The sequence below is a fragment of the Janthinobacterium kumbetense genome (assembly GCF_023703445.1).
Classification (GTDB): domain Bacteria; phylum Pseudomonadota; class Gammaproteobacteria; order Burkholderiales; family Burkholderiaceae_D; genus Janthinobacterium; species Janthinobacterium kumbetense.
This window is the reverse complement of the sequence record NZ_JAMQGR010000003.1, coordinates 541,016-566,719: the sequence shown is the minus strand read 5'-3', so window position 1 is coordinate 566,719 and position 25,704 is coordinate 541,016. Positions and strand designations below refer to the sequence as shown.

The 25,704-nt window shown below is 64.3% G+C and carries 25 protein-coding genes; 9 read left to right on the top strand and 16 right to left on the bottom strand.

Translation table 11 applies throughout. From position 1 onward, the window contains the following. Window positions 1–2: 2 nt before the first annotated feature. From NCG91_RS13460 to NCG91_RS13445, 4 genes are all read left to right on the top strand, one after another. The gene (locus tag NCG91_RS13460; RefSeq protein WP_251350045.1) at window positions 3–929 is read left to right on the top strand and encodes a phytanoyl-CoA dioxygenase family protein; all 927 of its coding nucleotides are present in this window, start codon (window positions 3–5) and stop codon (window positions 927–929) included. Window positions 930–1,019: 90 nt separating this feature from the next. Further along, the gene (locus NCG91_RS13455) at window positions 1,020–1,892 is read left to right on the top strand and encodes an alpha/beta fold hydrolase (RefSeq protein WP_251350044.1); all 873 of its coding nucleotides are present in this window, start codon (window positions 1,020–1,022) and stop codon (window positions 1,890–1,892) included. 3 nt (window positions 1,893–1,895) lie between these two features. Then, window positions 1,896–2,960 (top strand): sensor histidine kinase, encoded by a 1,065-nt coding sequence (locus tag NCG91_RS13450; RefSeq protein ID WP_251350043.1) that lies wholly within the window; start codon window positions 1,896–1,898, stop codon window positions 2,958–2,960. Next, window positions 2,957–3,676, top strand: coding sequence for a LytR/AlgR family response regulator transcription factor (locus NCG91_RS13445; RefSeq protein ID WP_251350042.1), 720 nt, complete (start codon window positions 2,957–2,959; stop codon window positions 3,674–3,676). Before NCG91_RS13450 ends, NCG91_RS13445 begins: the two co-directional genes overlap by 4 nt. 5 nt (window positions 3,677–3,681) lie before the next feature. Here NCG91_RS13445 and NCG91_RS13440 read toward each other — a convergent pair whose 3' ends face one another. The 3 genes from NCG91_RS13440 to clpS form a co-directional block, all read right to left on the bottom strand. Further along, window positions 3,682–7,035: a S41 family peptidase gene (locus tag NCG91_RS13440; RefSeq protein WP_251350041.1), complete on the bottom strand. Its 3,354-nt coding sequence runs from the start codon at window positions 7,033–7,035 to the stop codon at window positions 3,682–3,684. A 207-nt stretch (window positions 7,036–7,242) separates the two neighbouring features. Beyond that, window positions 7,243–9,543, bottom strand: a complete 2,301-nt coding sequence (gene clpA / locus NCG91_RS13435) for an ATP-dependent Clp protease ATP-binding subunit ClpA (RefSeq protein WP_035825884.1) — start codon at window positions 9,541–9,543, stop codon at window positions 7,243–7,245. Then, a complete protein-coding gene (clpS, locus tag NCG91_RS13430; RefSeq protein WP_034751577.1) occupies window positions 9,540–9,842 on the bottom strand; it encodes an ATP-dependent Clp protease adapter ClpS in 303 nt (100 codons plus the stop codon). Before clpS ends, clpA begins: the two co-directional genes overlap by 4 nt. A 321-nt stretch (window positions 9,843–10,163) precedes the next feature. Here clpS and cspE point away from each other — a divergent pair, with 321 nt between their 5' ends. Continuing rightward, window positions 10,164–10,367, top strand: coding sequence for a transcription antiterminator/RNA stability regulator CspE (gene cspE, locus NCG91_RS13425; RefSeq protein WP_010395943.1), 204 nt, complete (start codon window positions 10,164–10,166; stop codon window positions 10,365–10,367). A 92-nt stretch (window positions 10,368–10,459) separates the two neighbouring features. Here cspE and icd read toward each other — a convergent pair whose 3' ends face one another. Beyond that, on the bottom strand, window positions 10,460–11,713 hold the full coding sequence (icd, locus tag NCG91_RS13420) for an NADP-dependent isocitrate dehydrogenase (protein ID WP_251350040.1): 1,254 nt from the start codon (window positions 11,711–11,713) through the stop codon (window positions 10,460–10,462). 292 nt (window positions 11,714–12,005) lie between these two features. Between icd and NCG91_RS13415 the strand changes: the two genes are divergently transcribed. The 3 genes from NCG91_RS13415 to NCG91_RS13405 all read left to right on the top strand — a co-directional run bounded on the left by NCG91_RS13415 (window position 12,006) and on the right by NCG91_RS13405 (window position 13,632). Further along, a complete protein-coding gene (locus tag NCG91_RS13415; RefSeq protein WP_099665051.1) occupies window positions 12,006–12,569 on the top strand; it encodes a pseudouridine synthase in 564 nt (187 codons plus the stop codon). Window positions 12,570–12,679: 110 nt separating this feature from the next. Next, window positions 12,680–13,003 carry a hypothetical protein gene (locus NCG91_RS13410; protein WP_099665052.1) on the top strand — a complete coding sequence of 108 codons (324 nt, stop codon included), beginning with the start codon at window positions 12,680–12,682 and terminating at the stop codon, window positions 13,001–13,003. Window positions 13,004–13,188: 185 nt separating this feature from the next. Beyond that, the gene (locus NCG91_RS13405) at window positions 13,189–13,632 is read left to right on the top strand and encodes a DUF192 domain-containing protein (RefSeq protein ID WP_251350039.1); all 444 of its coding nucleotides are present in this window, start codon (window positions 13,189–13,191) and stop codon (window positions 13,630–13,632) included. Between the two features lie 162 nt (window positions 13,633–13,794). Here NCG91_RS13405 and rpsT read toward each other — a convergent pair whose 3' ends face one another. Continuing rightward, window positions 13,795–14,061: a 30S ribosomal protein S20 gene (gene rpsT, locus NCG91_RS13400; protein ID WP_010395935.1), complete on the bottom strand. Its 267-nt coding sequence runs from the start codon at window positions 14,059–14,061 to the stop codon at window positions 13,795–13,797. A gap of 308 nt (window positions 14,062–14,369) precedes the next feature. On the opposite strand from rpsT, the gene murJ reads away from it, so the two are divergent. After that, entirely contained in the window at window positions 14,370–15,917 is a 1,548-nt protein-coding gene (murJ, locus tag NCG91_RS13395; protein ID WP_099665054.1) for a murein biosynthesis integral membrane protein MurJ, read from the top strand. Window positions 15,918–16,077: 160 nt separating this feature from the next. Here murJ and NCG91_RS13390 read toward each other — a convergent pair whose 3' ends face one another. The 11 genes from NCG91_RS13390 to NCG91_RS13340 form a co-directional block, all read right to left on the bottom strand. Continuing rightward, window positions 16,078–16,575 carry an FxDxF family PEP-CTERM protein gene (locus NCG91_RS13390; protein WP_077401053.1) on the bottom strand — a complete coding sequence of 166 codons (498 nt, stop codon included), beginning with the start codon at window positions 16,573–16,575 and terminating at the stop codon, window positions 16,078–16,080. 222 nt (window positions 16,576–16,797) lie between these two features. Beyond that, window positions 16,798–17,439 carry a type II secretion system protein gene (locus NCG91_RS13385; RefSeq protein WP_251350038.1) on the bottom strand — a complete coding sequence of 214 codons (642 nt, stop codon included), beginning with the start codon at window positions 17,437–17,439 and terminating at the stop codon, window positions 16,798–16,800. A gap of 5 nt (window positions 17,440–17,444) precedes the next feature. Further along, window positions 17,445–17,828, bottom strand: coding sequence for a type II secretion system protein (locus NCG91_RS13380; RefSeq protein ID WP_099665056.1), 384 nt, complete (start codon window positions 17,826–17,828; stop codon window positions 17,445–17,447). 3 nt (window positions 17,829–17,831) lie between these two features. After that, window positions 17,832–18,323, bottom strand: a complete 492-nt coding sequence (locus NCG91_RS13375; protein ID WP_251350037.1) for a type II secretion system protein — start codon at window positions 18,321–18,323, stop codon at window positions 17,832–17,834. Beyond that, window positions 18,320–20,335, bottom strand: coding sequence for a secretin GspD/PilQ domain-containing protein (locus NCG91_RS13370; protein ID WP_251350067.1), 2,016 nt, complete (start codon window positions 20,333–20,335; stop codon window positions 18,320–18,322). Before NCG91_RS13370 ends, NCG91_RS13375 begins: the two co-directional genes overlap by 4 nt. Further along, window positions 20,335–20,856, bottom strand: a complete 522-nt coding sequence (locus NCG91_RS13365; RefSeq protein ID WP_251350036.1) for a hypothetical protein — start codon at window positions 20,854–20,856, stop codon at window positions 20,335–20,337. The genes NCG91_RS13370 and NCG91_RS13365 overlap by 1 nt, the downstream gene beginning before the upstream one ends. Beyond that, window positions 20,853–21,437: a hypothetical protein gene (locus NCG91_RS13360; protein WP_251350035.1), complete on the bottom strand. Its 585-nt coding sequence runs from the start codon at window positions 21,435–21,437 to the stop codon at window positions 20,853–20,855. Before NCG91_RS13360 ends, NCG91_RS13365 begins: the two co-directional genes overlap by 4 nt. Then, window positions 21,434–21,982, bottom strand: coding sequence for a hypothetical protein (locus NCG91_RS13355; protein ID WP_251350034.1), 549 nt, complete (start codon window positions 21,980–21,982; stop codon window positions 21,434–21,436). The genes NCG91_RS13360 and NCG91_RS13355 overlap by 4 nt, the downstream gene beginning before the upstream one ends. Next, the gene (locus tag NCG91_RS13350) at window positions 21,979–22,797 is read right to left on the bottom strand and encodes a hypothetical protein (protein ID WP_251350033.1); all 819 of its coding nucleotides are present in this window, start codon (window positions 22,795–22,797) and stop codon (window positions 21,979–21,981) included. Before NCG91_RS13350 ends, NCG91_RS13355 begins: the two co-directional genes overlap by 4 nt. Next, entirely contained in the window at window positions 22,790–24,496 is a 1,707-nt protein-coding gene (locus NCG91_RS13345) for a GspE/PulE family protein (RefSeq protein WP_435526484.1), read from the bottom strand. Before NCG91_RS13345 ends, NCG91_RS13350 begins: the two co-directional genes overlap by 8 nt. Continuing rightward, window positions 24,493–25,698, bottom strand: a complete 1,206-nt coding sequence (locus tag NCG91_RS13340) for a type II secretion system F family protein (protein WP_251350032.1) — start codon at window positions 25,696–25,698, stop codon at window positions 24,493–24,495. The genes NCG91_RS13345 and NCG91_RS13340 overlap by 4 nt, the downstream gene beginning before the upstream one ends. Window positions 25,699–25,704 lie beyond the last annotated feature (6 nt).

The window sequence follows — 25,704 nt, the reverse complement described above, 5'->3', positions numbered from 1 at the left end:
CCATGGACGACTGGGCTCACTTGCACGATTTATGGCAGCGCTGCACGGGACAAGGCGCCGCGAGCGGCAACCCGGGACTGGCGCGCGACCACAGCGACATCAAGGCGCTGTACGCACGCGGCATTTCGATGGAAGACGCGCTGCACTTCCTGTATCAGCAACGGCCGACCCTGCAAGCCTACACGGACTGGATCGCCGCGCGCACGCGCCCACGCCCGGCCCATGCCGCCAGCGCGCACGAGGACGTGCTGTCCGCCGCCGAGCTGCGCCATTTCGAGGAACACGGCTATCTGGTGCTGCGCGGCGCCGTGCCGCGCACGCAGTGCGCCGCTGCCCGGGCGGCCATCTGGGACTATCTGGGCGCCTCCCCGGACGATGCGGCATCGTGGTACCAGCCGCACCCGGGCAAGCGGGGCCTGATGCTGCAGTTTTCCGACCACCCGGCCCTCGAGGAAAACCGCCACGTTGCGCACATCCGCCACGCCTACCAGCAGCTGTACGGCACTGGCGCCGGCATCTACGCCAGCATCGACAAGGTGAGCTTCAATGCTCCGGAAACGCCGCAGCACCGCTTCCTCGGCAGCGCCCTGCACTGGGACGTCAGCCTGCAGCAGCCGATTCCGTTCAAGCTGCAAGGCATGCTGTACCTGAGCGACTGTCCGGCGCAGCACGGCGCCTTCCACTGCGTGCCCGGCTTCCAGCACCGCATGGCCGGCTGGCTGCGGCAAGTGCCGCCAGGGCGCCAGCCGCGCGAATGGGCCGTCGACGACTTGCGGCCCGTGCCCGTCGAAGGCATGGCCGGCGATTTCATCATCTGGCACCAGGCCCTGCCCCATTGCGCCACGCCCAACCGCGGCCCGGCGCCGCGCATGGTGCAATACCTGACCTACCATCCGGACCACTGCCAGGACCACGATGGGTGGATCTGAACCGCTCATCCCGCCCTGGCGCCGCTCATCCCGCGACGCTGGCCGCGCGTTCCCGGCGCCGCTAGCATGGTCGTCAAGGAGGAGTACCCCATGAAACGAACACTGCAAACATTGATCTTGCTCAGTACCGCGCTGCTGGCGGGCGCCAGCCAGGCCGCCGCACCCAAGGCCTTCACGGTCGAGGTCACCGGACAAGGCCGTCCCCTCATTCTGATTCCCGGCCTCGCGTCCTCGGGCGAAGTGTGGCAAGCCACGGTGGCGCGCCTGTGCGGCCCGCAAGCCGCGCGCCAATGCCACGTGCTGACATTGGCCGGCTTTGCCGGCGTGGCACCCATCGCAGGCGACCTGCTGGCGCAGGCGGAACAACAGCTGGCCGACTACATCGGCACCCGCAAACTGGGCCAGCCGGCCATCATCGGACATAGCCTGGGCGGCTTCCTGGCACTGAAAATGGCCATCGACCATCCGGCGCAAACGGGCAAGCTGGTGATCGTCGATTCGCTGCCGGCGCTGGGCGCGACGCAACTGCCCTCCATCACGCCGGAGCAGCTGCAAGCCATGTCGCAGCAGATGCAGGCGGCCATGCGGGCCCAGGATGCGGCGGCCGCCAGCGCCAGTCAGCGCCGCACCGTCGCGGCCATGGCCAGCGCGCCGGCCGACGTGGAACGCATCGTCGGCTGGGGCCAGCGCTCGGACCGCGAAACGGTGATCAGCGCCATGGGCGCCCTGATGGCCAGCGATTTGCGCCAGGACGTGGCGAAAGTGCAGTCGCCCACGCTGGTACTGGGCACTTGGATCGCCTACAAGGACTACGCGCCGCGCGCCGCCATCGAAGCCACGTTCCAGCAACAGTATGCACAGCTGCCGGGCGTGCAGATCGCGCTGGCCGACACGGCGCGCCACTTCATCATGTACGACCAGCCGGACTGGATGTTCGGCCAGATCGAGCAATTCCTGCGTTGAGCCATGACGCCACCCCACCGCCCCCCGCTGCTGGCTCGGATCGACTGGTACTGGACCTTCCAGCTGGCCGGCTGGGGCGCGCTGGCCCTGTTCAACAGCGTGTACGGCGGCTCCTCGCAACTGCGCATCGTCGCGACCATCGCCTGCTGGGGATCGCTGGGCGGCTTGCTGCTGTCGCACCTGTGGCATGGCGTGCTGCGCCGACGCGGCTGGGCGGTAAACGGCTTGCGCTGGAAACGCATCGTGCCGTCGCTGATCCTGCTGGCCGCCATCCAGACGGCCAGTGTGACGGCCGCCTTCCACGTCATGTATCCGCCCGACATCCTGCGCGGCATCGCCTGGCTGCCTGGCGCGCTGCTGTTCTGGTTCGGGGTCTTCCTGACCTGGACGGTGTTTTACTTCACCGCGCTGTCGCTGCGCCGCGCCGCTCGCCTGGAAGCGGAAACCCTGCGCCTGCAGCTGCACGGACGGGAGGCCGAACTGCGCGCCCTGCAGGCGCAAGTCAATCCGCATTTTTTCTTCAACAGCCTCAATAGCGTGCGCGCCCTGATCTTCGAAGACCGCGAGGCGGCCGCGCACATGATCGACCAGCTGGCCGGCCTGATGCGCCACGCGCTGCAATCGGGCCAGCACGCCACGGTGCCGCTGGCGGCCGAACTGGACGCCGTGCGCGCCTACCTGGCCATCGAACAGATACGCTTCGAGGAACGCCTGCGCGTCAGCTTCGCGATCGAGATCGGCGCGCACGACGTGGAACACGTGCGCGTGCCGCCCATGGCCCTGCAGACGCTGGTGGAAAACGCCGTCAAATACGGCGTCGAAGCGAGCGCCGAGGGCGCCGACATCCGCATCGCGGCGCGCCGCACCAGCCCGGCTGACGGCGCGGCCATGCTGCAGATCGACGTGGCCAACACGGGCGCCTTGCGCGAACCGGGCAACTCCACCTGCGTCGGCCTGCGCAATGCCCGCCAGCGCCTGCAACTGGCTTGCGGCGAGCGCGCCAGCCTGGAATTGCGCGAACAGGCGGGCTGGGTGCACGCCACCATCCACCTGCCGGAGCGGGCATGAACGGCCAGCCGCTCAAGGTACTGCTGGTCGATGACGAGCGCCTGGCGCGCGCCGAGCTGCGACGGCTGCTGGCGCCGCATGTGCAGCGCGGCGCCGTGGAGATCGTGGGCGAGGCGGCCAGCGCGGCCGACGCCGTCGCGCAGATCGGCAAGCTGCGGCCCGACCTGCTGCTGCTCGACGTGCAGATGCCGGGCGGCTCCGGCTTCGACCTGCTGGCCGCGCTCAATGATGCGCCCGACGTCATCTTTTGCACGGCCTTCGACCAGTACGCGCTGCAGGCGTTCGAGGTCAGCGCCCTCGACTACCTGCAAAAACCCGTGCAGGCGGCACGCCTGGCCACGGCGCTGGCACGCGCCGGCGCGCGGGCGCAAGCCGTGCCGCCGCCCGCGCCGCGCAAAGTCTTCATCAAGGATGGGGAGCGCTGCTGGTTCGTGGCGTTTGACGATATCCGCCTGCTGGAATCGGAAGGCAACTACACGCGCGTGCATTTCGGCACGCAGCGTCCGCTGATGCTGCGCACCCTGAACCAGCTGGAAGAAAGGCTCGATCCCGCCCTGTTCCTGCGCGCCAACCGGCGCCAGATCGTCAACCTGGCGCAGGTGGCGCAAGTGGCGCCGAATGCGGCCGATGGCCTCGACCTGCACCTGCTGGACGGCAGCGTGGTCGAGGTGTCGCGCCGCCGCGCGCAACAGTTCAAGGCCGCCTGCGGCCTGTAGCGGGACTACTTCAGCGCGGGGATCGGCTGCGCCTGGAAAGCGGGGCGCGGCTGCTCCTTGAGCTTTTTCGCCAGCATGTCGAGCGCCACTTCCAGCTGGCGGTCGGCGCCATTGAAGGTGGCGTGCGGCGGATTTTCCACCTCCACGTCCGGCACCACGCCCACGCCTTCGATCAGCCACTGGCCGTCGATGCCGAACTGGCCGTTTTCCGCCACGCGCGCCATGCCATTGTCGGCCAGACGCGTATTGTCGCTGAGCCAGACGCCGGCGCCCGCCGTGCGCTTGCCCACCAGCGGCGCCAGGCCCAGGGCCTTGATGCCAGCGGCGAAGGTCTCGCCATCCGAATACGTGAGTTCGTCGACCAGCACGACCAGGTGGCCGCGGAAGGTATTCTGCATGTTCGACGACGGCTGCACGCCCGGCGGCGCCCAGTAGGCCCAGGCCTTGCGCAGCAGTTTTTCAATGATCCAGCTGTCGATATTGCCGCCGTTATTGCGCCGCACGTCGATGACCAGGCCTTCGCGGTTGATGTTGGCGTAAAAATCGCGCGCGAACGAGGCGATGTCGTTGGGGCCCATGGCGCGCAAATGCAGGTAGCCGATGCGTCCCTGCGAGGCGGCCGCCACCTGCTCGGCGCGGCTCAATTCCCAGTCGCCATAGCGCAGCGCCGTCTGTTTCGCCATGTTGACGGGCGTGACGATGACGGCGCGCGGCGCGCCTTTGCCCCGCCTGACCTGCAACAACACCTGCTTGTCAGCCTGGTTCAGCAGCAGGTCGCTGATGTCGCGCGCGCCCAAGACGTCCTTGCCGTTGACGGCCGTGATCACGTCGCCCGCCTTCACCTCCACTTCGGGACGCGACAGGGGTGCGCGCGCCGAGGGCAGCTCCGCTTCGCTGCGGTAGACATGCTCGACCCGGTAGCCGTCGCTGGTGCGCGCCAGCACGGCGCCCAGGCCCGCCGGCGTGCCTTCCTGCTCCGTGCGGCGCAATTCGCCGGGGCGGATCTGCGAATGCAGGGCGCCCACTTCGGCCACCATCATGCCGAGCACGTCGTTGAGTTCGGCGCGGTCCGTGACCCGCTCGACCAGCGGCGCATATTTGTCGCGCGCCGCCTTCCAGTCCACGCCGCGCATCTTCGCGTCGTAGAGAAAATCGCGGTGCAAACGCCAGGCGTCGTTGAACATCTGCTTCCATTCCAGGCGCGGATTCGACACGAAAGTCCAGTCGTCGACCTTGACCTTGGCCTTCGACAGGTCGGCCGGCAGCTTGGCGCCCGCCTCGATCACCAGCATCTCGCCCGGTCCCGTGGCCGCCGCCGTGCGGTAGTACAAATGCTTCTTGTCCTGCGCCAGGTCGAATTCGCGCACATTGGCCACCAGCAATTCCGGCTTGGAGCCGGTGTTGCCAATCGCCAAGGTCTTCAGGCTGGACTTGTTTTCGCCGCTGTCCCGCTCGAGGAAATACAGGCGCTTGTCATCGGCGGCCAGCGCGCTGTAATTGCCCGCCGCCAGCGGCACTTCATACAGGCGCTCGGCCAGGCCCTGGCTGACGATGGCCGGCAGTGCCGCCGGCGCCTTTTTCACGGCGCCCTTGCCGCCCGCCTTTTCCAGCGCTTTTTCCGCCGCCGATTCGGCGGCCTTTTCATCGTCCGTCTCGGGCGGTTTCACTCCCGGACGGCTCAGTTCATCGTCGGGCTGGAACGGAAAACGGTTGCCCGGCTGCAGCGCCAGCGCATACACGCCGGTGCGCTTGTCGAACACGGGGCCCATGTTGCGGTCGCCCCATGGCGAACCGTTGGCCAGCTGGAAATTGCGCGCCGACAAGAAATACAGCCAGCGCCCGTCCGGCGAAAACACGGGCGAACCAGACGTGTAGCGGTCGCTGGTGACGAATTGCAGCTGCTTCGACGCGAGGTTGTACAAGCCGATCTGCTCGCGCTGCTCGTTGCTGGCCACGCGCACGATGGCCAGGTTGCGGCTGTCGGGCGACCATTGCACTTCGTCATGCTTGTCCACGCCCGCCTTGCCCGCGTCGTCGATCAGCGCGTTGCCCCTGGTCGCCAGATCCAGCAGCCAGAAACGGCCCTTTTTATCCGTGTGGGCCAGCCAGCGCCCGTCCGGCGACGGATACAATTTCCAGCGGTGATTATCGCCCTGCGTCGTCAGCTGCTCGCCCTTGCCCGAGCCATCGGCGGCGTACTTCCAGATTTCATTCTCGCCGCTCGTGTCGACGATGGCGAAGACGGATTTCTCGTCGCTGGAAAAGACGGCGTCGCGCGCCCGCGCCCCTTCCGGAATGGCGATGTCGACGCGGCGCAGGCTGCCCGTGCCGGCGACGCTGACACGGCCCCTTGCAGTAAGAATGATGCGCTCATCCTTGCCCGACACCTGGACATTGCTCAAGGTATCGAGCGGTGAGCGGATCTGGCGCGCGCGCTGCTGGTCGAAATCGGACACGAGGCTGATGGCCAGCGGCTGCGAAGCGCCCGTTGCCGCGACGTTCAGGTCCAGCACGTGCAAATCGGCGCCCAACTGGTAGACGATCTTGCCATCGCCCAGGGATGCATTGCGTACGTCCCACTGCGTGTGGCTCGTCAAGGCACGGCGGTCGGAGCCGTCGGGCAGCATGCTCCACAGATTGTCGCTGCCGCCCGCGTCGCTGATATAGTAGACACGGCCCTGCCACCACATGGGGCGCTTGTTGTTGCCAGCCAACACAGCGGGTTCCGCGTGCATGCGCACGGCCTCGCCCTTGCCATCAAGGTCATAGCGCCACAGGACGGCATGCGCGCCGCCCCGGTAGTTGCGCACATTGTCGTTGGTCATGGCCAGGCCGAAACGCGTAAAGAACAGCGTCTTGCCGGCGTCGTCGAGCACGGCATCGTTGGCGTCGGCCACGGGAAACACGCGGCGCGTCTGTTTCACGGGATCGATGGCGGCAACGATGCGGCGCGACGCGGGACCGTCCGTATTTTGCGTGCTGACCAGCACTTCGCCCTGCGCCGTCCAGCCCAGCACCAGCACGCCGCCATTGTCGTACGAAATACGCCGCGGCAAGCCGCCGGCCAGCGGCATCACATACGCTTCCTGCGCCCCTTCATAGGCGGCCGAAAAGGCGATCCACTGGCCGTCGCGCGAAATCGCCGCATTCGTTTCATAGCCCGGATGCGTGGTCAAACGCTGCGCCGCGCCACCGCGCAGATTGCTTTTCCACAAGTCACCTTCGGCCGTGAAGACGACGGTATCGCCGCGCACGGCGGGAAAGCGGAAGTAGCTGCCGGCAGGCGCGGCAGTGGCGGCAGCGCTCCCCAGCAAGCCGGCGGAAAACAAGAGGAAGGCGAGAGTACGGGAAATTTTCATGTAGGCAGTCTTTCAACGAGCAGTCAGCGGTCATGGAAACGATGCGGGGCAAGGCCGACACCGGGATCACGATTCTTGCATAGCTAATGCAAAAGCAATACCTTTTTTTAAACAAGGCAATTTGCATAATAGTTTCCATTACTCACTTACGGGCGTAAAAAAACCCGCGCCACTTGCGTGGGCGGGTTTTTGTTGACGGCAGGAAGCTTATTCCACTTCCACCGTTTCCGGCGCAGCCGTCGGCGCCGCGTCTGGCGGTTCCGGGAATTCCAGCAAGACCTGGTCCTTGTCGTCGAGGTCGACCGTGACCCGTCCGCCCGTCACCAGGCGACCGAACAGCAGTTCGTCGGCCAGGGCCTTGCGGATCATGTCCTGGATCAGGCGCGCCATCGGCCGCGCGCCCATCAGCGGGTCGAAGCCTTTCTTGCCGAGGAAAGCGCGCAGCTTCTCGGTAAACACGGCTTCGACCTTTTTCTCGTGCAACTGCTCTTCCAGCTGCATCAGGAACTTGTCGACCACGCGCAGGATGATTTCCTGATCCAGCGACCGGAAGCTGATGGTCGCGTCGATGCGGTTGCGGAACTCCGGCGTAAACATGCGCTTGATGTCGGCCATCTCGTCGCCAGCCTGCTTCGAGTTGGTGAAGCCGATCGACGTCTTTTGCAAGCTTTCCGCGCCCGCATTCGTCGTCATGATGATGATCACGTTGCGGAAATCGGCTTTGCGGCCATTGTTGTCCGTCAAGGTACCGTGATCCATCACTTGCAGCAGGATATTGAAAATGTCCGGATGGGCTTTTTCAATTTCATCGAGCAGCAAGACCGCATGCGGCTTCTTGGTGATCGCTTCCGTCAGCAAGCCGCCCTGGTCGAAACCGACATAGCCCGGTGGCGCGCCGATCAGACGGCTGACGGCGTGGCGTTCCATGTATTCCGACATATCGAAACGGATCAGCTCGATACCGAGGATGAAGGCCAGCTGTTTCGCCACCTCGGTCTTGCCCACGCCGGTCGGACCGGAGAACAGGAAGGAGCCGATCGGCTTGTCCGTCTTGCCCAGGCCGGCACGTGCCATCTTGATGGCCGAAGCCAGCGCGTCGATGGCCGGATCTTGCCCGAACACAACATTACGCAAGTCGCGGTCGATCGTCTGCAGCTTGCTGCGGTCGTCCTGGTTGACCGTTTGCGGCGGAATGCGGGCGATCTTGGCGATGATGTCCTCGATCTCGGCCTTGCCGATGGTTTTCTTCTGCTTCGATTTCGGCAAGATGCGCTGCGCCGCGCCCGCTTCATCGATGACGTCGATCGCCTTGTCGGGCAAGTGGCGGTCGTTGATGAAGCGCGCCGCCAGTTCGGCCGCCGTCGACAGGGCCGAGGCCGAGTATTTCACGCCATGGTGCTCTTCGAAGCGCGATTTGAGGCCGCGCAAGATTTGCACGGTTTGCTCGACGGTTGGCTCGTTGACGTCCACTTTCTGGAAGCGGCGGCTCAAGGCATGATCTTTCTCAAACACGCCGCGGAATTCCGTGTACGTGGTCGCGCCGATGCATTTCAACTGGCCGTTGGCCAGTGCCGGTTTCAGCAGGTTCGACGCATCCAGCGTGCCGCCCGACGCCGAGCCGGCACCGATGATGGTGTGGATCTCGTCGATGAACAGGATGCCGTTCGGATTGTCCTTCAACTGTTTCAGCACGGCTTTCAGGCGCTGTTCGAAGTCGCCGCGGTATTTGGTACCGGCCAGCAAGGCGCCCATGTCCAGCGAATACACGACGGCATTCTGCAGGATTTCCGGCACGTCGCTTTGCGTGATGCGGTAGGCGAGGCCTTCGGCGATGGCCGTCTTGCCCACGCCCGCCTCGCCGACCAGCAGCGGATTGTTCTTGCGGCGGCGGCACAGGATCTGGATCACGCGGTCGACTTCTTCCTCGCGGCCAATCAGCGGGTCGATCTTGCCTTCGGCAGCGGCCTTGTTCAGGTTTTGCGTGAACTGGTCGAGCGGGCTTTCCTTCGGCTGGCCGTCGACGGGCGCCTCTTCCACGCCTTCGGAGGCTTTCGCGCTTTCCGTCGACTGGTCCTTGCGCACGCCGTGCGAAATGAAATTGACCACGTCCAGGCGCGTCACGCCCTGCTGGTGCAGGTAGTAGACAGCATGCGAATCCTTTTCGCCGAAGATGGCCACCAGCACATTGGCGCCCGTGACTTCCTTCTTGCCATTCGAGGCGGACTGGACGTGCATGATGGCGCGCTGGATCACGCGCTGGAAACCAAGCGTCGGCTGGGTGTCGACTTCGCCCGTGCCAGGCACGGTCGGCGTGTTATCGCCGATGAAATTGGTGAGGGTCTTGCGCAGGTCTTCAATATTGACCGCGCAGGCACGCAACACCTCGGCAGCGGAGGGATTGTCCAGCAGTGCCAGCAGTAAATGCTCGACCGTGATGAATTCGTGCCGTGCCTGCCGAGCTTCGACAAACGCCATGTGCAAACTTACTTCTAATTCCTGCGCAATCATACTTCCTCCATCACGCACTGCAGGGGGTGCCCCGCCTTGCGCGCATGCGTTAAAACGAACTCCACTTTGGTACACGCTATATCTTTAGAGAACACGCCGCACACTCCTTTGCCGTAGCGATGAACACTGAGCATGATTTGCGTCGCCGTTTCACGGTCCTTGTTGAAATACTCCTGAATGATGGCCACCACAAATTCCATGGGGGTGTAGTCGTCATTGAGCAAGGCTACCTGGTAGAGCGGTGGCGGCTTCAGCACTTGCCGCTCCAGCAGGGTTTCTGTGTCGTGCTTGGTTGCCATACGCTTATTCTAATGCTTTCACAGTGGTTGTCATGCGCAATATCTACGCCTTTCCAATTGTTTTCAATCTTACGCGTTTTCTTAATAGTGCGCAGATGGCGACCTTGCCGTCAAAATCAAGAGTTGCTTTTTTGGTTGCCGTGAAGAATTTGGCAATATCGATGGAAAAGCGCTTGACTTCATTATTTATTCCGCCAACAATGCTGTATCGACTGTTGCAGTAATGTACAGCTTGATAAGAAGTGAGACGTCGAGGAGGGGGCAAGAAGCTTCTTGCTTTTATGGCTCGTGTGATTTGTTTTAATTTTGAAAGTTCTTTTTATGGCAACAGGTACAGTTAAGTGGTTCAATGATTCCAAAGGTTTTGGCTTCATCACTCCAGATGATGGCGGCGAAGATTTGTTTGCTCATTTCTCCGCAATCAACATGAACGGTTTCAAGACCCTCAAAGAAGGTCAAAAAGTTCAATTCGAAGTCACGCAAGGCCCTAAAGGCAAGCAAGCTTCCAACATCCAAGCAGCCTAAGCATCGCCGGCCCTCAGATGTGAAAAACCCCGTTTCCTTGAAGCGGGGTTTTTTTTCGTCCGCAGGGCGCGCAGCACCCTGCCCCGTTCCCTTTACATGTGCTCGACCATCACCTGGCCGAAACCGGAGCACGACACTTGCGTGGCGCCTTCCATCAGGCGGGCAAAATCATAGGTGACGCGCTTCGAGGCGATCGATTTTTGCATCGAGGAAATCACCAGGTCGGCCGCATCGAGCCAGCCCATGTGGCGCAGCATCATTTCCGCGGACAAAATCAGCGAACCGGGGTTCACGTAATCCTTGCCCGCATACTTAGGCGCCGTGCCGTGCGTCGCTTCGAACATGGCGACGGAATCGGACAGGTTGGCGCCCGGCGCGATGCCGATGCCGCCCACTTGCGCCGCCAGCGCGTCGGAAATGTAATCGCCGTTCAAATTCAGGGTGGCGATGACGCTGTATTCGGCCGGACGCAGCAAAATCTGTTGCAGGAACGCGTCAGCGATGGAATCCTTGACGATGATGTCGCGGCCCGTCCGTGGGTTCTTGAACTTGCACCACGGGCCGCCATCGATCAACTCGGCGCCGAATTCCTTTTGCGCCAGCGCATACGCCCAGTCGCGGAAGCCGCCTTCCGTGTATTTCATGATGTTGCCTTTGTGCACGATCGTCACGGATGGCTTGTCATTGTCGATCGCATACTGGATGGCCTTGCGCACCAGGCGCTGCGTGCCTTCGATGGAGACGGGCTTGATGCCCAGGCCCGACGTGGCCGGGAAGCGGATCTTGGTCACGCCCATTTCATTGACGAGGAAATCCATCAGTTTCTTCGCTTCGGGCGAGCCTTGCTGGTATTCGATGCCGGCGTAGATATCTTCCGAGTTTTCGCGGAAAATCACCATGTCCGTCTTTTCCGGCTCTTTCACGGGCGATGGCACGCCCGTGAAGTAGCGCACGGGGCGCAGGCAGACGTACAGGTCGAGCTGCTGGCGCAAGGCCACGTTCAGCGAGCGGATGCCGCCGCCGACGGGCGTGGTCAGCGGACCCTTGATGGAGACCACGTAATCTTTCAGCACGGCCAAGGTTTCTTCCGGCAGCCACACATCGGGGCCGTACACATTCGTCGCTTTTTCGCCCGCATAGATTTCCATCCAGCTGATCTTGCGCGCGCCGCCGTAGGCCTTGGCCACGGCCGCGTCGATCACCTTGATCATGACGGGGCTGATATCGATGCCCGTGCCATCGCCTTCAATGAAGGGAACGATGGGATTATCTGGTACATTCAGCGAAAAATCGGCGTTGACGGTGATTTTTTGGCCGTCAGCAGGTACAGTGATATGTTGATACATCGTGATCTCCGAAGTGGGACACACCGCTGGCGGGCAACACAGGCCGGCGACGCGCTCTGCGGTTGCAGAGTTTACAAAAACAAGTCCGAACAGGGCGGCAACAACGCACTTTAGCAGGGAAAGAACACCCGGGCCACCCGCGGCGCCAAAGAACCGCATTGCCATACGGCCTCAAGTCTTCTATAAGACATAAGACTAACATTTCACATTATGCACCAGTATCTTACAGGGCGCCACGCTTTTGCGGCGCCGATCAGCAGCCACCATCGCTTACATCAATTCCCTTACCAGCATGCCACTCATCCTCTTCAATAAACCATTCCAGGTCCTGTGCCAGTTTTCGCCGCAGGAGGGCCGCGCCACCCTGGCCGACCACATCACCATCCCCGGCATCTACCCGGCCGGCCGGCTCGACGCCGACAGCGAAGGCTTGCTGCTGCTGACGGACGACGGCCGCCTGCAGCACGAGATCAGCCACCCGGACCGCAAGGAAGCGAAAACCTACCTGGTGCAGGTCGACGGCGTGCCCGATGCGGCCAGCCTGGCGCGCCTGCAGGCGCCGCTGGACCTGGGCGACTTCATCACCAAGCCGTGCAAGGCCGTGCGCATCGCCGAGCCGGACTGGCTGTGGCCGCGCAATCCGCCGATCCGCGCGCGCGCCGACAAGCCCACCTCGTGGCTGGCGATCACCCTGAAAGAGGGGAAAAACCGGCAAGTGCGGCGCATGACGGCCGCCGTCGGCCTGCCCACCCTGCGCCTGGTGCGCAGCGCCATCGGCCCGTTTTCCCTGGCCAGCCACCCCTTGCTGCCCGGCGAATGGTGCGAAGTGCCGGCCGAAAACATCGGAAAAGCGTGAACCGGACAAGAAAAAACGCCCCCGGCGCCGAATTTTGCCAAGATGCACTATTTATTTTTAGATAATGCATTAAAATCATCCCACCTTAACATGATAGAAAAGGAAAGATGATGACAAAAGTAATCCTGGCCCTGGCCGCTTCCCTGCTTGCCGGCGCCGCACTGGCGCAATCGGGCGCCAAGGTGCACGCTTCCGCCGCGACCGATGCCGTCAAGCCGCCGCCCGCTTCGGCAGCCAGCCATGCGTCGGCCGCGACCGACGCCGTCAAGCCGGTGCCGCCGGCGTCGGCCACCGTCAACGCTTCGGCCGCGACGGATGCGGCGCGTTCGGGCGCATCGACCAAGGCTTCGGCCGCAACGGATGCCCCGCGCCTGGTTCCCCAGGCCCGCAAGGCGAAGCAGCCGGCCGCCGAGGCAGGCAAGCCGGTGAAGTAAGCAGCAAGAAGTAAGAAGTAAGAAGTAAGAAGAAGCAAGGGTAATTCCCAGCAAGGGTAATTCCCGGGGTTACGGCTGCAGCCATGTTGCTGTAACCCCACGCTTTCGGCGCGGACAGGCAGCATGCTTGACCAGGCAGCCGCCAGCATGGCTTAATCGCCGCTTCGCAGCCACCGTCCCGCCCCATGAAAAATTCCCTACGTCATCTCAGCCTGTCCATCGCCCTGCTGGCCGGCGCCAACATTGCTCAAGCTCAAACAAAGAGCGTGCAACTGTCGGCTGGCATGCATTTGATCCAGGCAGAAGTGGCCGCCACGGAAGAGCAGCGCGAACAGGGCTTGATGTACCGTGAAAAGATGCCGGCCAATGCGGGCATGCTGTTCGTCTTTGGCAATCCATCGACGCAATGCATGTGGATGAAAAACACGCCGCTGCCCCTGTCGGTGGCCTTTATCGATGCCGGCGGCAAGATCGTCAACATCGAAGACATGCAGCCGCACACGCTCGACAGCCATTGCTCCACGAAGACGGTGCCCGTGCGCTATGCGCTGGAAATGAACCTGGGCTGGTTCAAGCAAAAGAACATCAAGCCGGGCATGAGCATCGGCAACTTGCCAGGGACACGCTAGGCCAGCGCGGCCGCGGCCTGCCGCTGGCGGGTGCGGCCGCAAAAAATCCTGAAAAAACGCGAAAAAACCCGCCAGAATGAATCTGCGGGTTTTTGCTTTTCAACCAGTGCCAGCGTACCGGCACAGGCAAGGCCGCCGTGGCGGCTTGCCTGCTGGCGAATATTAAGCGGACAGTGCTTTCAAAGCAGCTGCCAGACGGCTCTTATGGCGAGCTGCCTTGTTTTTGTGGATGATCTTCTTGTCAGCGATACGGTCGATGGTCGACACGGATGCTTGGAAGATTGCAGCAGCAGCTGCCTTGTCGCCGCCCTGGATCGCTTTGCGAGCAGCTTTGATAGCCGTGCGCAAGGTCGAACGTTGGGACGAATTGTGTGCGTTTTGCTTAACTGCTTGACGAGCGCGTTTGCGCGCTTGTGCGGTATTTGCCATGGAATTTCCTAAAACAGGGTCAAAGTGCGTTTGCAAACATTAGTGTTTGCCAACCGGTGCGTTCTGTGCGTCTGCCGAACCATGTGTGCCAAACCAGTGCCTGTCAAACATTAGTGTCTGCGTAACAGAATTCTGTACAGCCTTCGATTATAGCGATATTTTCAAGCGGGGGCAAATCAAAAAACCGTGTGTCACGCCAAAAACACGTGAAAATGGGCCTAGCAAGGGCGAATCGGCCCCGCTTGTTACCCGCTTGTTACCATATTTTAACCGTTTAACGGTACCGCGCCCGGCTATAATCTGCCCCCATGAACTTGCTTAAAACCCTCGCCGCCATTTCCAGCATGACCATGCTGTCCCGTGTAACCGGATTATTGCGCGAAAGCCTGTTCGCGCGCGCCTTTGGCGCCGGCGCCTACACGGACGCCTTCATCGTTGCCTTCCGCATTCCCAACCTCTTGCGCCGCCTGTTTGCCGAAGGGGCCTTCTCGCAAGCCTTCGTGCCGATCTTGTCTGAATACAAGAACCAGCATGGCCAGGAAGCGAGCAAGCAACTGGCCGACCATGTGGCCACCACCCTCGTCTGGGCCACCTTGCTCGTGTCCGCCATCGGCATCGTCGGCGCACCCTGGTTCGTGTACGCGATCGCCACGGGCCTGTCCAAGGACCCAGGGGCCTTCGACGCGGCCGTGTGGATGACGCGCCTGATGTTCCCTTATATTACTTGCATGTCTTTCGTGGCCCTGGCCGGCGGCATCCTGAATACCTGGCGCGAATTCAAGATACCCGCGTTCACCCCCGTCTTGCTGAACCTGTCGTTCATCGCCGCCTCGCTGTTCCTCGCGCCGCACTTGAAACAGCCGATCTACGCCATGGCCATTGCCGTTTTCGCCGGCGGCTTGCTGCAAGTGGCGATCCAGATTCCCGCGCTGATCAAGATCGGCATGCTGCCGCGCCTGTCGATCAATCCCGCCATCGGCCTGTCCGACGGCGGCGTGCGCCGCGTGCTGAAAAAGATGGGGCCGGCCGTGTTTGCCGTCTCGGCAGCGCAGATCAGCCTGATGATCAACACGAGCATCGCGTCGCGCCTGGCCGAGGGCAGCATTTCCTGGCTGTCGTATGCGGACCGCCTGATGGAGTTCCCCACCGCCATGCTGGGCGTGGCCCTGGGCACCATCTTGCTGCCCAGCCTGTCGAAGGCGAATGTCGATGGCGACAAGACGGAATACTCGGCCCTGCTGGACTGGGGTTTGCGTTTGACCTTCCTGCTGGCCCTGCCCGCCGCCGTCGGCATGGCGACCCTGGCCACGCCGCTGATCGCGACATTATTTCACTACGGCAAGTTCACGGCCGAATCCGTGACCATGTCGACGCAGCCGCTGGTGGCCTACAGCCTGGGCCTGATCGGCATCATCCTCGTGAAAACCCTGGCGCCCGCCTTCTATGCGCGCCAGGATATCCGCACGCCCGTGAAAATCGCCATCGGCGTGCTGATCGCCACGCAACTGATGAATCTGCTGTTCGTGCCCTACATCGCCGTGGCTGGCCTGGCCCTGTCGATCGGCCTGGGCGCCTGCCTGAACGCCAGCTTCCTGTACTGGGGCTTGCGCAAGCGCGGCATCTACCAGCCGAAACCGGGCTGGGCCAAGTTCTTCCTGCGCCTGCTGCCGGCACTCGTCGTGATGGGCGGCGTGGCGTATGCTGGCGCCATGCGCATCGACTGGATCGCTATGCAAGCCCATCCGCTGTTGCGGGCCGGCGCGCTGGCCCTGGTGGTGGCCCTGTGCGGCGTGGCGTACTTTGCCACCCTCTTTTTAGTTGGCTTCCGCTTCCGCGACTTCAAGCGCCACGCTTGACAGCATGGGCAGGACGTTGTTGCCTGCGTCTCGCCGTACTGGCGTACTGCCTTCGACTGGGCGCCTAGTCCTGCACATGTTGTCGCAATCGCATATGTAATCATGCAGTAGAAACAAAAAAACCCGCCTCGGCGGGTTTTGTCATTCTTGCCAGCAAAAATCAAACAGCTTTGCGGGCGCGGCGGCGGGCGGCGAAACCGACCAGCGCCAGGCCACCCAACAGCATGCCGTAGGTTTCCGGTTCCGGCACAGGCAAGGCCGAGACCGTGCCCACGTACTGGCCATTCTGCAAACCGGTCAAGCCCGAAACACGCACCTCATAGGTACCCGCCGCCAGGGAACCGGCCCAGCTCAGGCTCTGGATGCCGGCCACCGACGTCAGGGTCAGGTCACCATAGCCCACCAGGGTGGCGGCGAAGTTGCTGATCGCGCCTTCGGCAACGGAAAACGTTTGCAATGCGCCAAACGAAGTCGACGACGGGGTCAGCAGTTTGAAGGTCCACAAATCATCGACCACCGAATTGGCGGCGAAATTGGTGGTGATCGATGCCCGCGTATCGAAGCCGCTTGGATCCAGGATGCCCAGATTGTAGGTGGCCGCCGATGCGCTGAACGATGCTGCAGCCAGAATGCCTGCCGCGATAAATTTCAATTTCATAAATTATCCCTTAAAAGTAATTTATGGCCGCCAGGTGGGCCAGCCATCGCTTTAGTACTGAAAGTACCAGGAAGGATGGTAGCATAAAGACATCAAATTACTTGTAATTATTTTATTGAAATTTCATTTATTGAAAGTATTTCCTCTATGAAATGGTTCCAGGTCAAGATGAATTTCCAGGTGAAAATAGTTATCCCTGTATTCTTCATCGTTGACTTATGGTTACGGCAGATTGCGCGCTTGCGCGCCGGTCTCTTCCTCCGGCTCCGCCGCCTCGGGCGCCGACGGTTCGGGCGCTGGCGCAGCCGGATGCGGCGGCGGGAACAAGGCGGGCGGCGCGGCGGAGGGCGGCGCGGCGGCGTCTGGCGGCGCCAGGACCAGTCCCGCCGGCGGCACGGGCCCGCCGGCGACGAACTGCCACTCGGACAGGTGCGCCTTGCCTTCAAAACCGGTGAAGCGGGCGTCGAAATTGCCCACTTTTAAGGGCGCGGACGAGGACAGGCTATGCACGCCGATGATGCCCTGGCCACCGGGCTGGTACAACAAGCCCCATTCGGCGCGTCCCGTGACGGGGTCCACATACAGCTTGCGCAAATGGCGGCGTACCTGCGGAAAGCGGGGGTCGCGCAGCAAGGCGGCCAGGGTCGGCGGATGCTGCGGCTGGCCGGCGGGCGTGGCACCCGTGTAACTCTGCAGCGCATCGACAAACTCCGCCCCGATGTCGAGCAGCTCCTGCTCGGCCGCCTGGCGCTGCAGCAAGGAGCCCATCTTCAGCCCGGCCGCCCCCACGAGGCCCAGGATGGCGACCAGGATGATCAGGCCCAGATACGTAACACCGCGCTGGCGGCGCGCAGGACGGTGCATGGCCGCTACCAGTCGGCGAACGGCGTGCCGCTGCGGTCCTTGCCGGGCGCGCCGCTTTTCACGTCATACACCTGGCCCGGCGTATCGTCGGGCGGCGGCACGATCAGCCATGTCGATTCGCTGTCCGTGATGGGGTCGATGGGCATGGCGCGCAGGTATTTCTTTTCGACCAGTTGCTCCAGAGTATCGGGATAACGTCCCGTATCGCCGTGGAACTGGTCGATGGTCGTGCGCAGGTTGCGCAAGTTGTCCGCCAACACGGTTTCCTTCGCCTTGTCGAGGCTGGGAAAGTAGCGGGGTACGGCCAGGGTCAGCAACAGCGCCACGATGCCGAGCACCACCAGCAACTCGATCAGCGTAAAGCCGCGCGCGCGGTCAGGGACAGGCATGGTTCACCATAGACGGTAAGGCACGTTGTTCAGGCCGGTCTTGTTGGAAGTCGAGTACACATCGTACACATCGTCGCCCTCGCGCGGTTCGGCCGCTTCGCTGGCGTAGCTGCGCTTGCCCCACGTTTGCGCATCGCTCAGGCCCGCATCCGCATTGAACGGGTCGCGCGGCACGCGGCGCAGGAAAAACAGCTTGCTGCGCTTCGGGTTGCGCTGGTCCGGCACGCCCTCGACCAGCAGCTCCAGGCTTTTCGGATAGCCGCTGGCGTCGGGCGTGCGCATGACGCGGCCTTCGTCGCCGGCCCGTTTATAGGCGTCGAGGCCCTGGCGGATCTCGCGCAGCGCGCGCCGCAATTCCTGCTCCTGGCGCCGCTGCACCGTCACCTGCGTGACGGGGATCACCAGGGTGGCCAGCACGCCCAGGATGGCCAGGGTCACCAGCAGCTCGATCAGGGTGAAGCCGCCTGGCCCGCCCTGCGCATGCGCCAGTCTCATTTGGCGGGCGCCACCGGCACCGGCTGGCTCGATGACAGCGGCAAGGGCGATGCCTGCAGCGGCACGGGCTGGCCAGCCGAGATCGGCAAGGGCGAGGCGGCCGGCTCGGGCGATGGCGCCACTTCCTGCGCGGGCACGCTCTGCGGCAAGGCGGGCGGCACCTGGCCCGGCGCCATCAGCTGCTGCGCCGGCGCCGGCTGCATGCCGACGGCCGACGGGCCGGAACGCACGATCACCGTGCCCGGCATCTGCGTGGGCGCTTTGGCCGCCATGTCGGGCCGGCGGCGGAAGCTGCCTTCCGTGCCGGCGGAAAATTCCGACTCCTTCGCTTCCGGACGCTGCACCGTGCGCACCAGGTGCGGCGTGATCGACAGCACGATTTCCGTCTTCTGGCTATCGTCCTTGCTGCTGCCGAACAGGCGGCCCAGCACGGGTATGTCGCCCAGGCCCGGCACCTTGTTGCCCGAGCTGCGCTCTTCATTGTTGATCAGGCCCGCCAGCACCTGGTTTTCGCCATCCTTCAGCTGCAGCATGGTCGACGCCTGGCGCGTGCCGATCTGGTACAGGGTCGAGCCGCTCCGGGTGGTGGTGGCCGCGCCCAGGTTGCTCACCTCGAGCGAGATGCGGATGCCCACTTCATTGTTCAAATAGATGGTCGGCTCGGCGTTCACCGTCAGACCCACGTCCAGGTAGCTGATCGATTCGGAAGCGAAGCCGCCCGTGCCCGGCGAAATCGTGGTGGTCACCACGGGCACCCGGTCGCCGATGACGAATTTCGCCTTTTCCCGGTTGCGCACGCGGATGCGCGGGTTGGCCAGGATGTTCGCGTCGCCGTCCGTTTTGTTGGCGTTCGCCGTCACGGCCAGGTTGCTCACGCCGAGAGTACGCTGATTCAGATTATTCAAGTCGTTGATGGTCAGCCCGATCCCGCCTGAAGTACTGAGCGGCGTCAAGGTCAGGCTTGATGGCCAGGCCACGCCCAGCTCCATCAGGCGGCTGCGCTTGACTTCGAGGATTTCCAGTTCCAGCACCACTTCCGCCTCGGGCACGTCCTGCAGCGCGATCAGGCGCTCGGCCAGGCGGATCGCCTCGGGCGTGTCGCGCACGATGACGAGGTTGAGCTTTTCATCGGCCACCACGTCGCGCGTCTTGAGGATGGTCTTGAGCGTGTTGGCCACCTGCTTGGCGTCCGCGTTCGCCAGGAAGAAGGTTTTCACCAGCACTTCCTGGTATTCCTTCAATTTCGCCGCCACATTGGGATAGATCAAAATGGTGTTCGCATCCATCACCTGCTGTTCCAGCTGGTTCGTCACCAGCAGGAAGTAGACGGCCGATTCCACCGTGCTGTTTTTCAGGAAGATCGACGTTTTCGCGTCCGCCTTGACGTCCTTGTCGAAGACGAAATTGAGGCCGGAACGACGCGCGATCAGCTCGAACACCTGTTTTAACGGCGCGTCGCGAAACTCGATCGTGATCGGCTGCTTGTACGACCTGGCCAGGCCCGATTCGACGATGGGCGGCGCCGTCTTTTCATCGACCTCGCGCAGCAGCGCGCGCGCGCCGGCGTGATTCGGCTGCTCCGTCAGGATGGCGTTCAGGCGCTGGCGCGCTGGGTCGTATTGTTTTGCCTCAAGGGCCGTGCGCGCATCGGCCAGCAGTTTCCCCTGACGCTGCTCGCGTTCGAGCGCGCGCAAGCCGCTGTTGGCCCGCTCGTTCTGCGCATCGATTTCCAGCACGCTCATGAAGGAGGCGCGCGCCAGCTCGCCCTGCCCTGCCTGCGCCTGGCGCTCGGCCTGCTGCAAGCGGCCGCTGGTGGCCCGTTCGCGCGCCTGCAGATAGGCGCTGCGGTATTGCGCGTTGCCGGGGTCTTGCTGCAGCGCTTCCTCCAGCTTTTGCAGGCCGGCCGGGACCTGATCTTGCGCAATCAGCTCGCGCCCGTCGCGGTAGGCTTGCTGCCCTGCGCAGCCGGACAGCAGCAAGAGCAGCAGCGCCGATGAAAAGGAACGAGACATCACTCGGAAACTCCAATGTTGAGCTGCTGAAGCTGGTTCAACGGCAGATAAGTGAGCGTCATGACGGGCGGCGCGATCGTCACGACCTTGTAGGCGCCATCGACGACGGTATTGGCGCGCACGATATACGTCTTGTCGGCGCGCGACAAAAACACTTCCCAGGCGCCGTCGGCGGCCGCCTTGCCCAGGTAGACGAAGGGCAGCGGCGGCGCCATCGGCGGCGGTGGCGGCGGCGCTGCCGTCACTGCCATTTTCGGCGGCGGCGGATTCCAGTTCTGGCTCTGGAAGACGCCGTCGGCGCCGCCAAAGGTCTCGCCCTCCTCGCCCGCCACTTCGCTGCGCGGCAGCAGGGCCAGGATGGCCGGCTGCGCGGCCGGCGCCTTGACGGCCGCATGGCGCGCGGGCGCGACGGCCCGCTCCACCGCTTCGGCCACGTCGGCCACGGGCTGGCGCTCGCCGAACAGCAGCAAGGTGCCCGCGCCCAGCACGCCGGCCAGCATCAGATAGTGGCGCGGCGTCATGGCGCGCCTCCCGCATCGGCCTGCGCATCGGCCTGCATTTCGGTCAGATAAAACGTCAGGCGCAAGCGCGCTTCGAGTTGCGTATCGGCGATTTGCTCGCGGCGGAAACTCAGTTCGTCGAGCGAGGCGAAGGGCGCGGCGCGCAGCGCCTGCAGCGCGAACTGCCACACGGCCCCGTAACTGCCCTTCAGCGGCAAGGTCACCTGGTAGGTGGCGACCCGGCTGGCCTTGTCGTAGCCGCTCTTGTATTCGCCTTGCGCCAGCAGCAAGCCATTTTTCGCGGCCAGGTCGAACAGCTGCTTGACCTGCTGCTCCGCGTGGCGCTGCTGCCCCAGGGCCGCATAAAAACGCGCCAGGTTCTCGCTGGCCGTCGCCGGCGCCGCCGCGATGGCCACGGCCAGCGATGGCGCAGGTAACGGACGCGCTTCCAGCTGCGCCGCCACGGCCCGCTGCTGCCAGGCCCACGCCCAGGCGGCCACGCCCAGCGCGATCAAGGCCACGGCGATGCAGGCGGGCGCGCCCAGGCGGCGCAGCAGCAGTTGCGCGCGCAGGCGCAGGATATTGATGTCGATGGCCATCATGGCGTGCCCCAGCGCGCTTCGAGCTGGAAGCGCAAGGGTTTGTTCGGGTCGAGCGCATTGATTTCATGGCGCAGCAGCTGCACCCTGGCGCCAAACAGCTCCTGCTGCTTCAGTTGCGCGATGTAGGCCACCATGGCGTCGCTGCCGCTCGTCTCGGCCGTGATCTTCAGCATGCGCTTGCGCGCATCCGGTTCCAGCGCCAGCAGCGCGATGGCGGGCGGCGTGGCGCTGGCCAGCGCATCCTGCAAGTCGCGCCACGGCAGGTTCAATTGCAGGATGGCCGCATTCACGGCCGCCGCCTGCGCGGGCGCGATGGCGATTTGCGGCGCAGGCGCCGGTCCCTGCATGGCGGCCATCGTGCGCTGCTGCGCCAGATGCCAGCGTGCTTCGCTTGCCTGCTGGCGCTGCAACGCGGCGCTGCCGCTGCAGGCCGCCGTGACGGCCAGCGCCACGCCCAGCACCCCCGTCATCCACGCCCAGACGGGCACGCGGTGCAGGCTGCGGCGCCAGCCGGGTGGCGCGAAATCGAAATCGAGGCGCGTCATGCCACGCCTCCGCTGCGGGCCAGCCGGGCGGCCGGCGACAAGGCGCCTTCCCCGTCCGGCGCGGAAAAAACCTGGCAGCGGAACGCTGCCGCCGGCGCCAGCCAGAGCGCTGGCGGCGCGCCGCACAGCTGCAGCAGCGCCGGTGCGGGCACGCCTTGCAGCAGCGCCTCGCGCGCCAGCGTGTGTTCCAGCCAATCCTGGCCCGCGCCGGGCGGCATGGGCAGCGCGCGCACGGCGCGCAGGCGGCCATCGTGCCGCACGCCCAGGGTCAAGGCATTCTCCTGCAACTGGCCGAACCAGGCACCCGGTTTCAGCGCGCCGTGCCAGCGGTTCCAGTGGCGCGCGAATTGCGGCGTGATGAAAATCAGGGCCAGCTTGCGCGCGGCCGCCACGCGCGTCAGCTGCGCCAGCAGGGCACGGGGCACGGCGCAAAAAAACGGCGCGCGCGCATCCCAGGCGCTGCTGCTGTGCCACAGGCCGGGAGGATCGCCATACAGCGACTGGAAGCGCAGCGCGGCGGCCGCCTCGATATCGGCCAGGCGCGCGGCGCCGTGCGGCATATCCACTTGCCACAGGCGCGCCAAGCCATCGTCGAGCACCACGGACAGGGGCCAGCCCGCGTACTCGCCGGCCGGCAGAATCTGTTCCAACGCCTGCCCCAGGGCGGCAAAGTCGCCGTGCAGCGTGTCGCCCGGCACATACGCGGCTTCGCCCAGCGGTGTCCAGGCGGGCGCGCGCCAGCGGCTGCTGCGCCACAGGCTCACCTTGCCCGCCGCCACGCCCAGGCGCAGTCCCACTCCATAAGCTCTACGCATGCAGGGTGACCCTCTTGATTTCCGTGATGGTGGTGGCGCCCCGCTTGACCAGTTCCAGCGCCGCCAGGCGCAGGCTGCGCGTGCCGTTCGCATGCGCGGCCGCCTTGATCTGGCGGATCGGTTTCTTGTCAACGATGAGTTCGCGGATTTCATCGGTCAGCACGAGGATTTCGGCGATCGAGCGGCGCCCTTTGTAACCCGTGCCGCGGCAGTCGCCGCACCCCTTGCCCTGCTTGAATTGATATGCATCAACGTCGGCGCGCGCCAGGCCCACGCTGGCCAGTTCCTGCTCGTCCGGCGTGTACTCCACCGCGCAATGAGGGCAGTTGGTGCGGATCAGCCGCTGCGCCCAGATGCCGTTCAGGGCCGAGACGAAGGCATACGGATCGATGCCCATGTGCGTGAAGCGGCCGAACACGTCGAAGACGTTATTCGCATGCACGGTGGTGAGCACCAGGTGGCCCGTGAGGGCCGACTGCACGGCGATTTCCGCCGTCTCGCGGTCGCGGATCTCGCCCACCATGATCTTGTCGGGGTCGTGGCGCAGGATCGAGCGCAAGCCCTTGGCAAAGGTCAGCCCCTTCTTCTCATTCACGGGAATCTGCAGAATGCCGGGCAGCTGGTATTCGACGGGGTCTTCGATGGTGATGATCTTTTCGCGCCCGTTATGGATTTCCGTCAGCGCCGCATACAGGGTCGTCGTCTTGCCCGAGCCCGTGGGACCCGTGACGAGCAGCATGCCGTAGGCTTCCTGCGCCAGCGCGCGCAAGGCTTCCAGCGACGGCGCGTCAAAGCCCAGCGCTTCGAGGGTCAGGGCGCCGTACGCCTCGATCATGGCGCGCTTGTCGAGGATGCGGATGACGGCGTCCTCGCCATGGATGCTGGGCATGATGGAGACGCGCAAATCGATTTCGCGCCCGCCCGATTCGACGCGGAAGCTGCCGTCCTGCGGCACGCGGCGCTCGGCGATATCGAGTTCGGCCAGCACTTTCAGGCGCGAGATGATGTGCTCGGCCACTTCGATGCCGTTGACGGACGTGGCGTGATCGAGCACGCCGTCGACGCGGTACTTGACGGCCAGGCCGCCGGCCGTGCTTTCCAGGTGGATGTCCGAGGCGCCCGCCTTCAGCGCGTCGTACAAGGTCGAGTTGACCAGCTTGACGGCGGGGCTGGCCGCTTCCGACACGCTGGCGAACGACAGCACGGCGGCCGTCTTGCCGTCGCGCCGCGCATCGGTGGCGGCGCCGGGCAGCAGGCTGTCGACGGCGCGCGCCGATTCTTCCTGCTTCGACAGGTAGGCGCCGATGTCGGCCTGCAGCGCCAGGCGCACGCTCAGGGCGCCCTGCCCCGCGCGCGCGCCGAGCCAGGTTTGCAGGTCCAGGTCGAACGGGTCGGCGATCACGCCCACCAGCTGGCCGTCGGCGGCGCGCAGCAGCACGCTGTGGCGCGCCAGCGCCTGCGACAGGGGCAGCACGTCGAAGGCGGGAGACAACGCCAGCATGTCGGCCGTTTCCAGCACGTCCAGGCCGAACGGACGCGCCAGCGCGCGCACCACGGCGCGCGCCTCGATGCCGCTCAGCTGCTGCAATTCCTCGACCAGGCTGCGCTTCGATTGGCGGCACAGGAGGCGCGCGCGCTGCAGCAGCGCGGGATCGATGGCCGCGCCGGCCACGGGGGATTCGGCTACGCTCTGCATCATGAAATATCGCCGGCAAGGTCAAAGATGGGCATGTACAGCAGGATCACGATGGCGCCCACGACGAGGCCGATGGCGGCCATCAGCAAGGGCTCGAAGGTGCGCGTGAAACGGTCGATCCAGCGGCTGATTTCGCCATCATAAAAGGCTGCAGACTGCGTCAGCATGGGGCCCATGTCGCCCGTGCGCTCGCCCACGCGCAGCATGCGCAGGGAAATGGGCGTCGTCAGTTGATATTGCTCAAACGCGGACGACAGGGGCTGGCCCGCCTCGATGGCGCCGCGCGCCTGCTGCAACGACGCCTGCATGCCGGGCGACACCATCGCCTGCACGGTGGCGATCGCCTGCACGATGGTGATGCCGCCCTCGGCCAGCATGCCCAGCGTCAGGTACAGGCGCGACAATTCATAGATGCGCACGCGCTCGCCGATGCCGGGCAACTTCGCCAGCAGGCGCGCCACGCCGCCATGGCGCAGCACGCGCCGCACGGCCGACCATGCGACGCCGCCCGTGATCAGCAGGCCGAGCAACAGCAGCACGCCATGCTGCGTGACGAACTGGCCCCAGCTGAGCATGACTTGCGACATCCACGGCAAGTTGCGTCCGGCGCCCTGGTATACCTCGGCGAAGCGGGGCACGACATAACTGATCAGGAAGGCGCTGACGCCGCCGCCCACGGCCAGCAAAATGGCGGGATAGATGGCGGCGCTGACGATCTTGCCGCGCACCGTATCGATGCGCTGCTGGTAATCGATGTAGCGCGACAAGGCGCGCGGCAAGTCGCTCGTGCCTTCGGCCGCCTTGACGATGCCGATATACAAGGGAGGAAACAGTTCCGCCTGCTCCGCCAGGGCGGCGGAAAAGCGCTTGCCTTCGCGCAAGCCTTCCAGCAGGCGCGTGAGCACGCTGCGCGTGGCCGGCGACGCTTCCTTTTCCAGCAAGGCTTCCAGCCCTTCGACGATGCCCAGGCCCGCGTTCAGCAGCGCCAGCAACTCCTGGCTGAACAGCAGCAAAGGCAGCGCCCGCGCGCGCTGGCGGCCGGCCGCGCTGAACGGCGTGGCCCGCAACGGGCGGATGGCGCTGACGAACAGGCCGCGCGCCTCGGCCTGGCGGCGCGCATCGGCTTCGTCACGGCCGTCGATCACGCACGTATGCAAGGTTGCTACGGCCTGGTCCGTGGAAAGCGCGCGTACTTCGAACTGCATGATGGC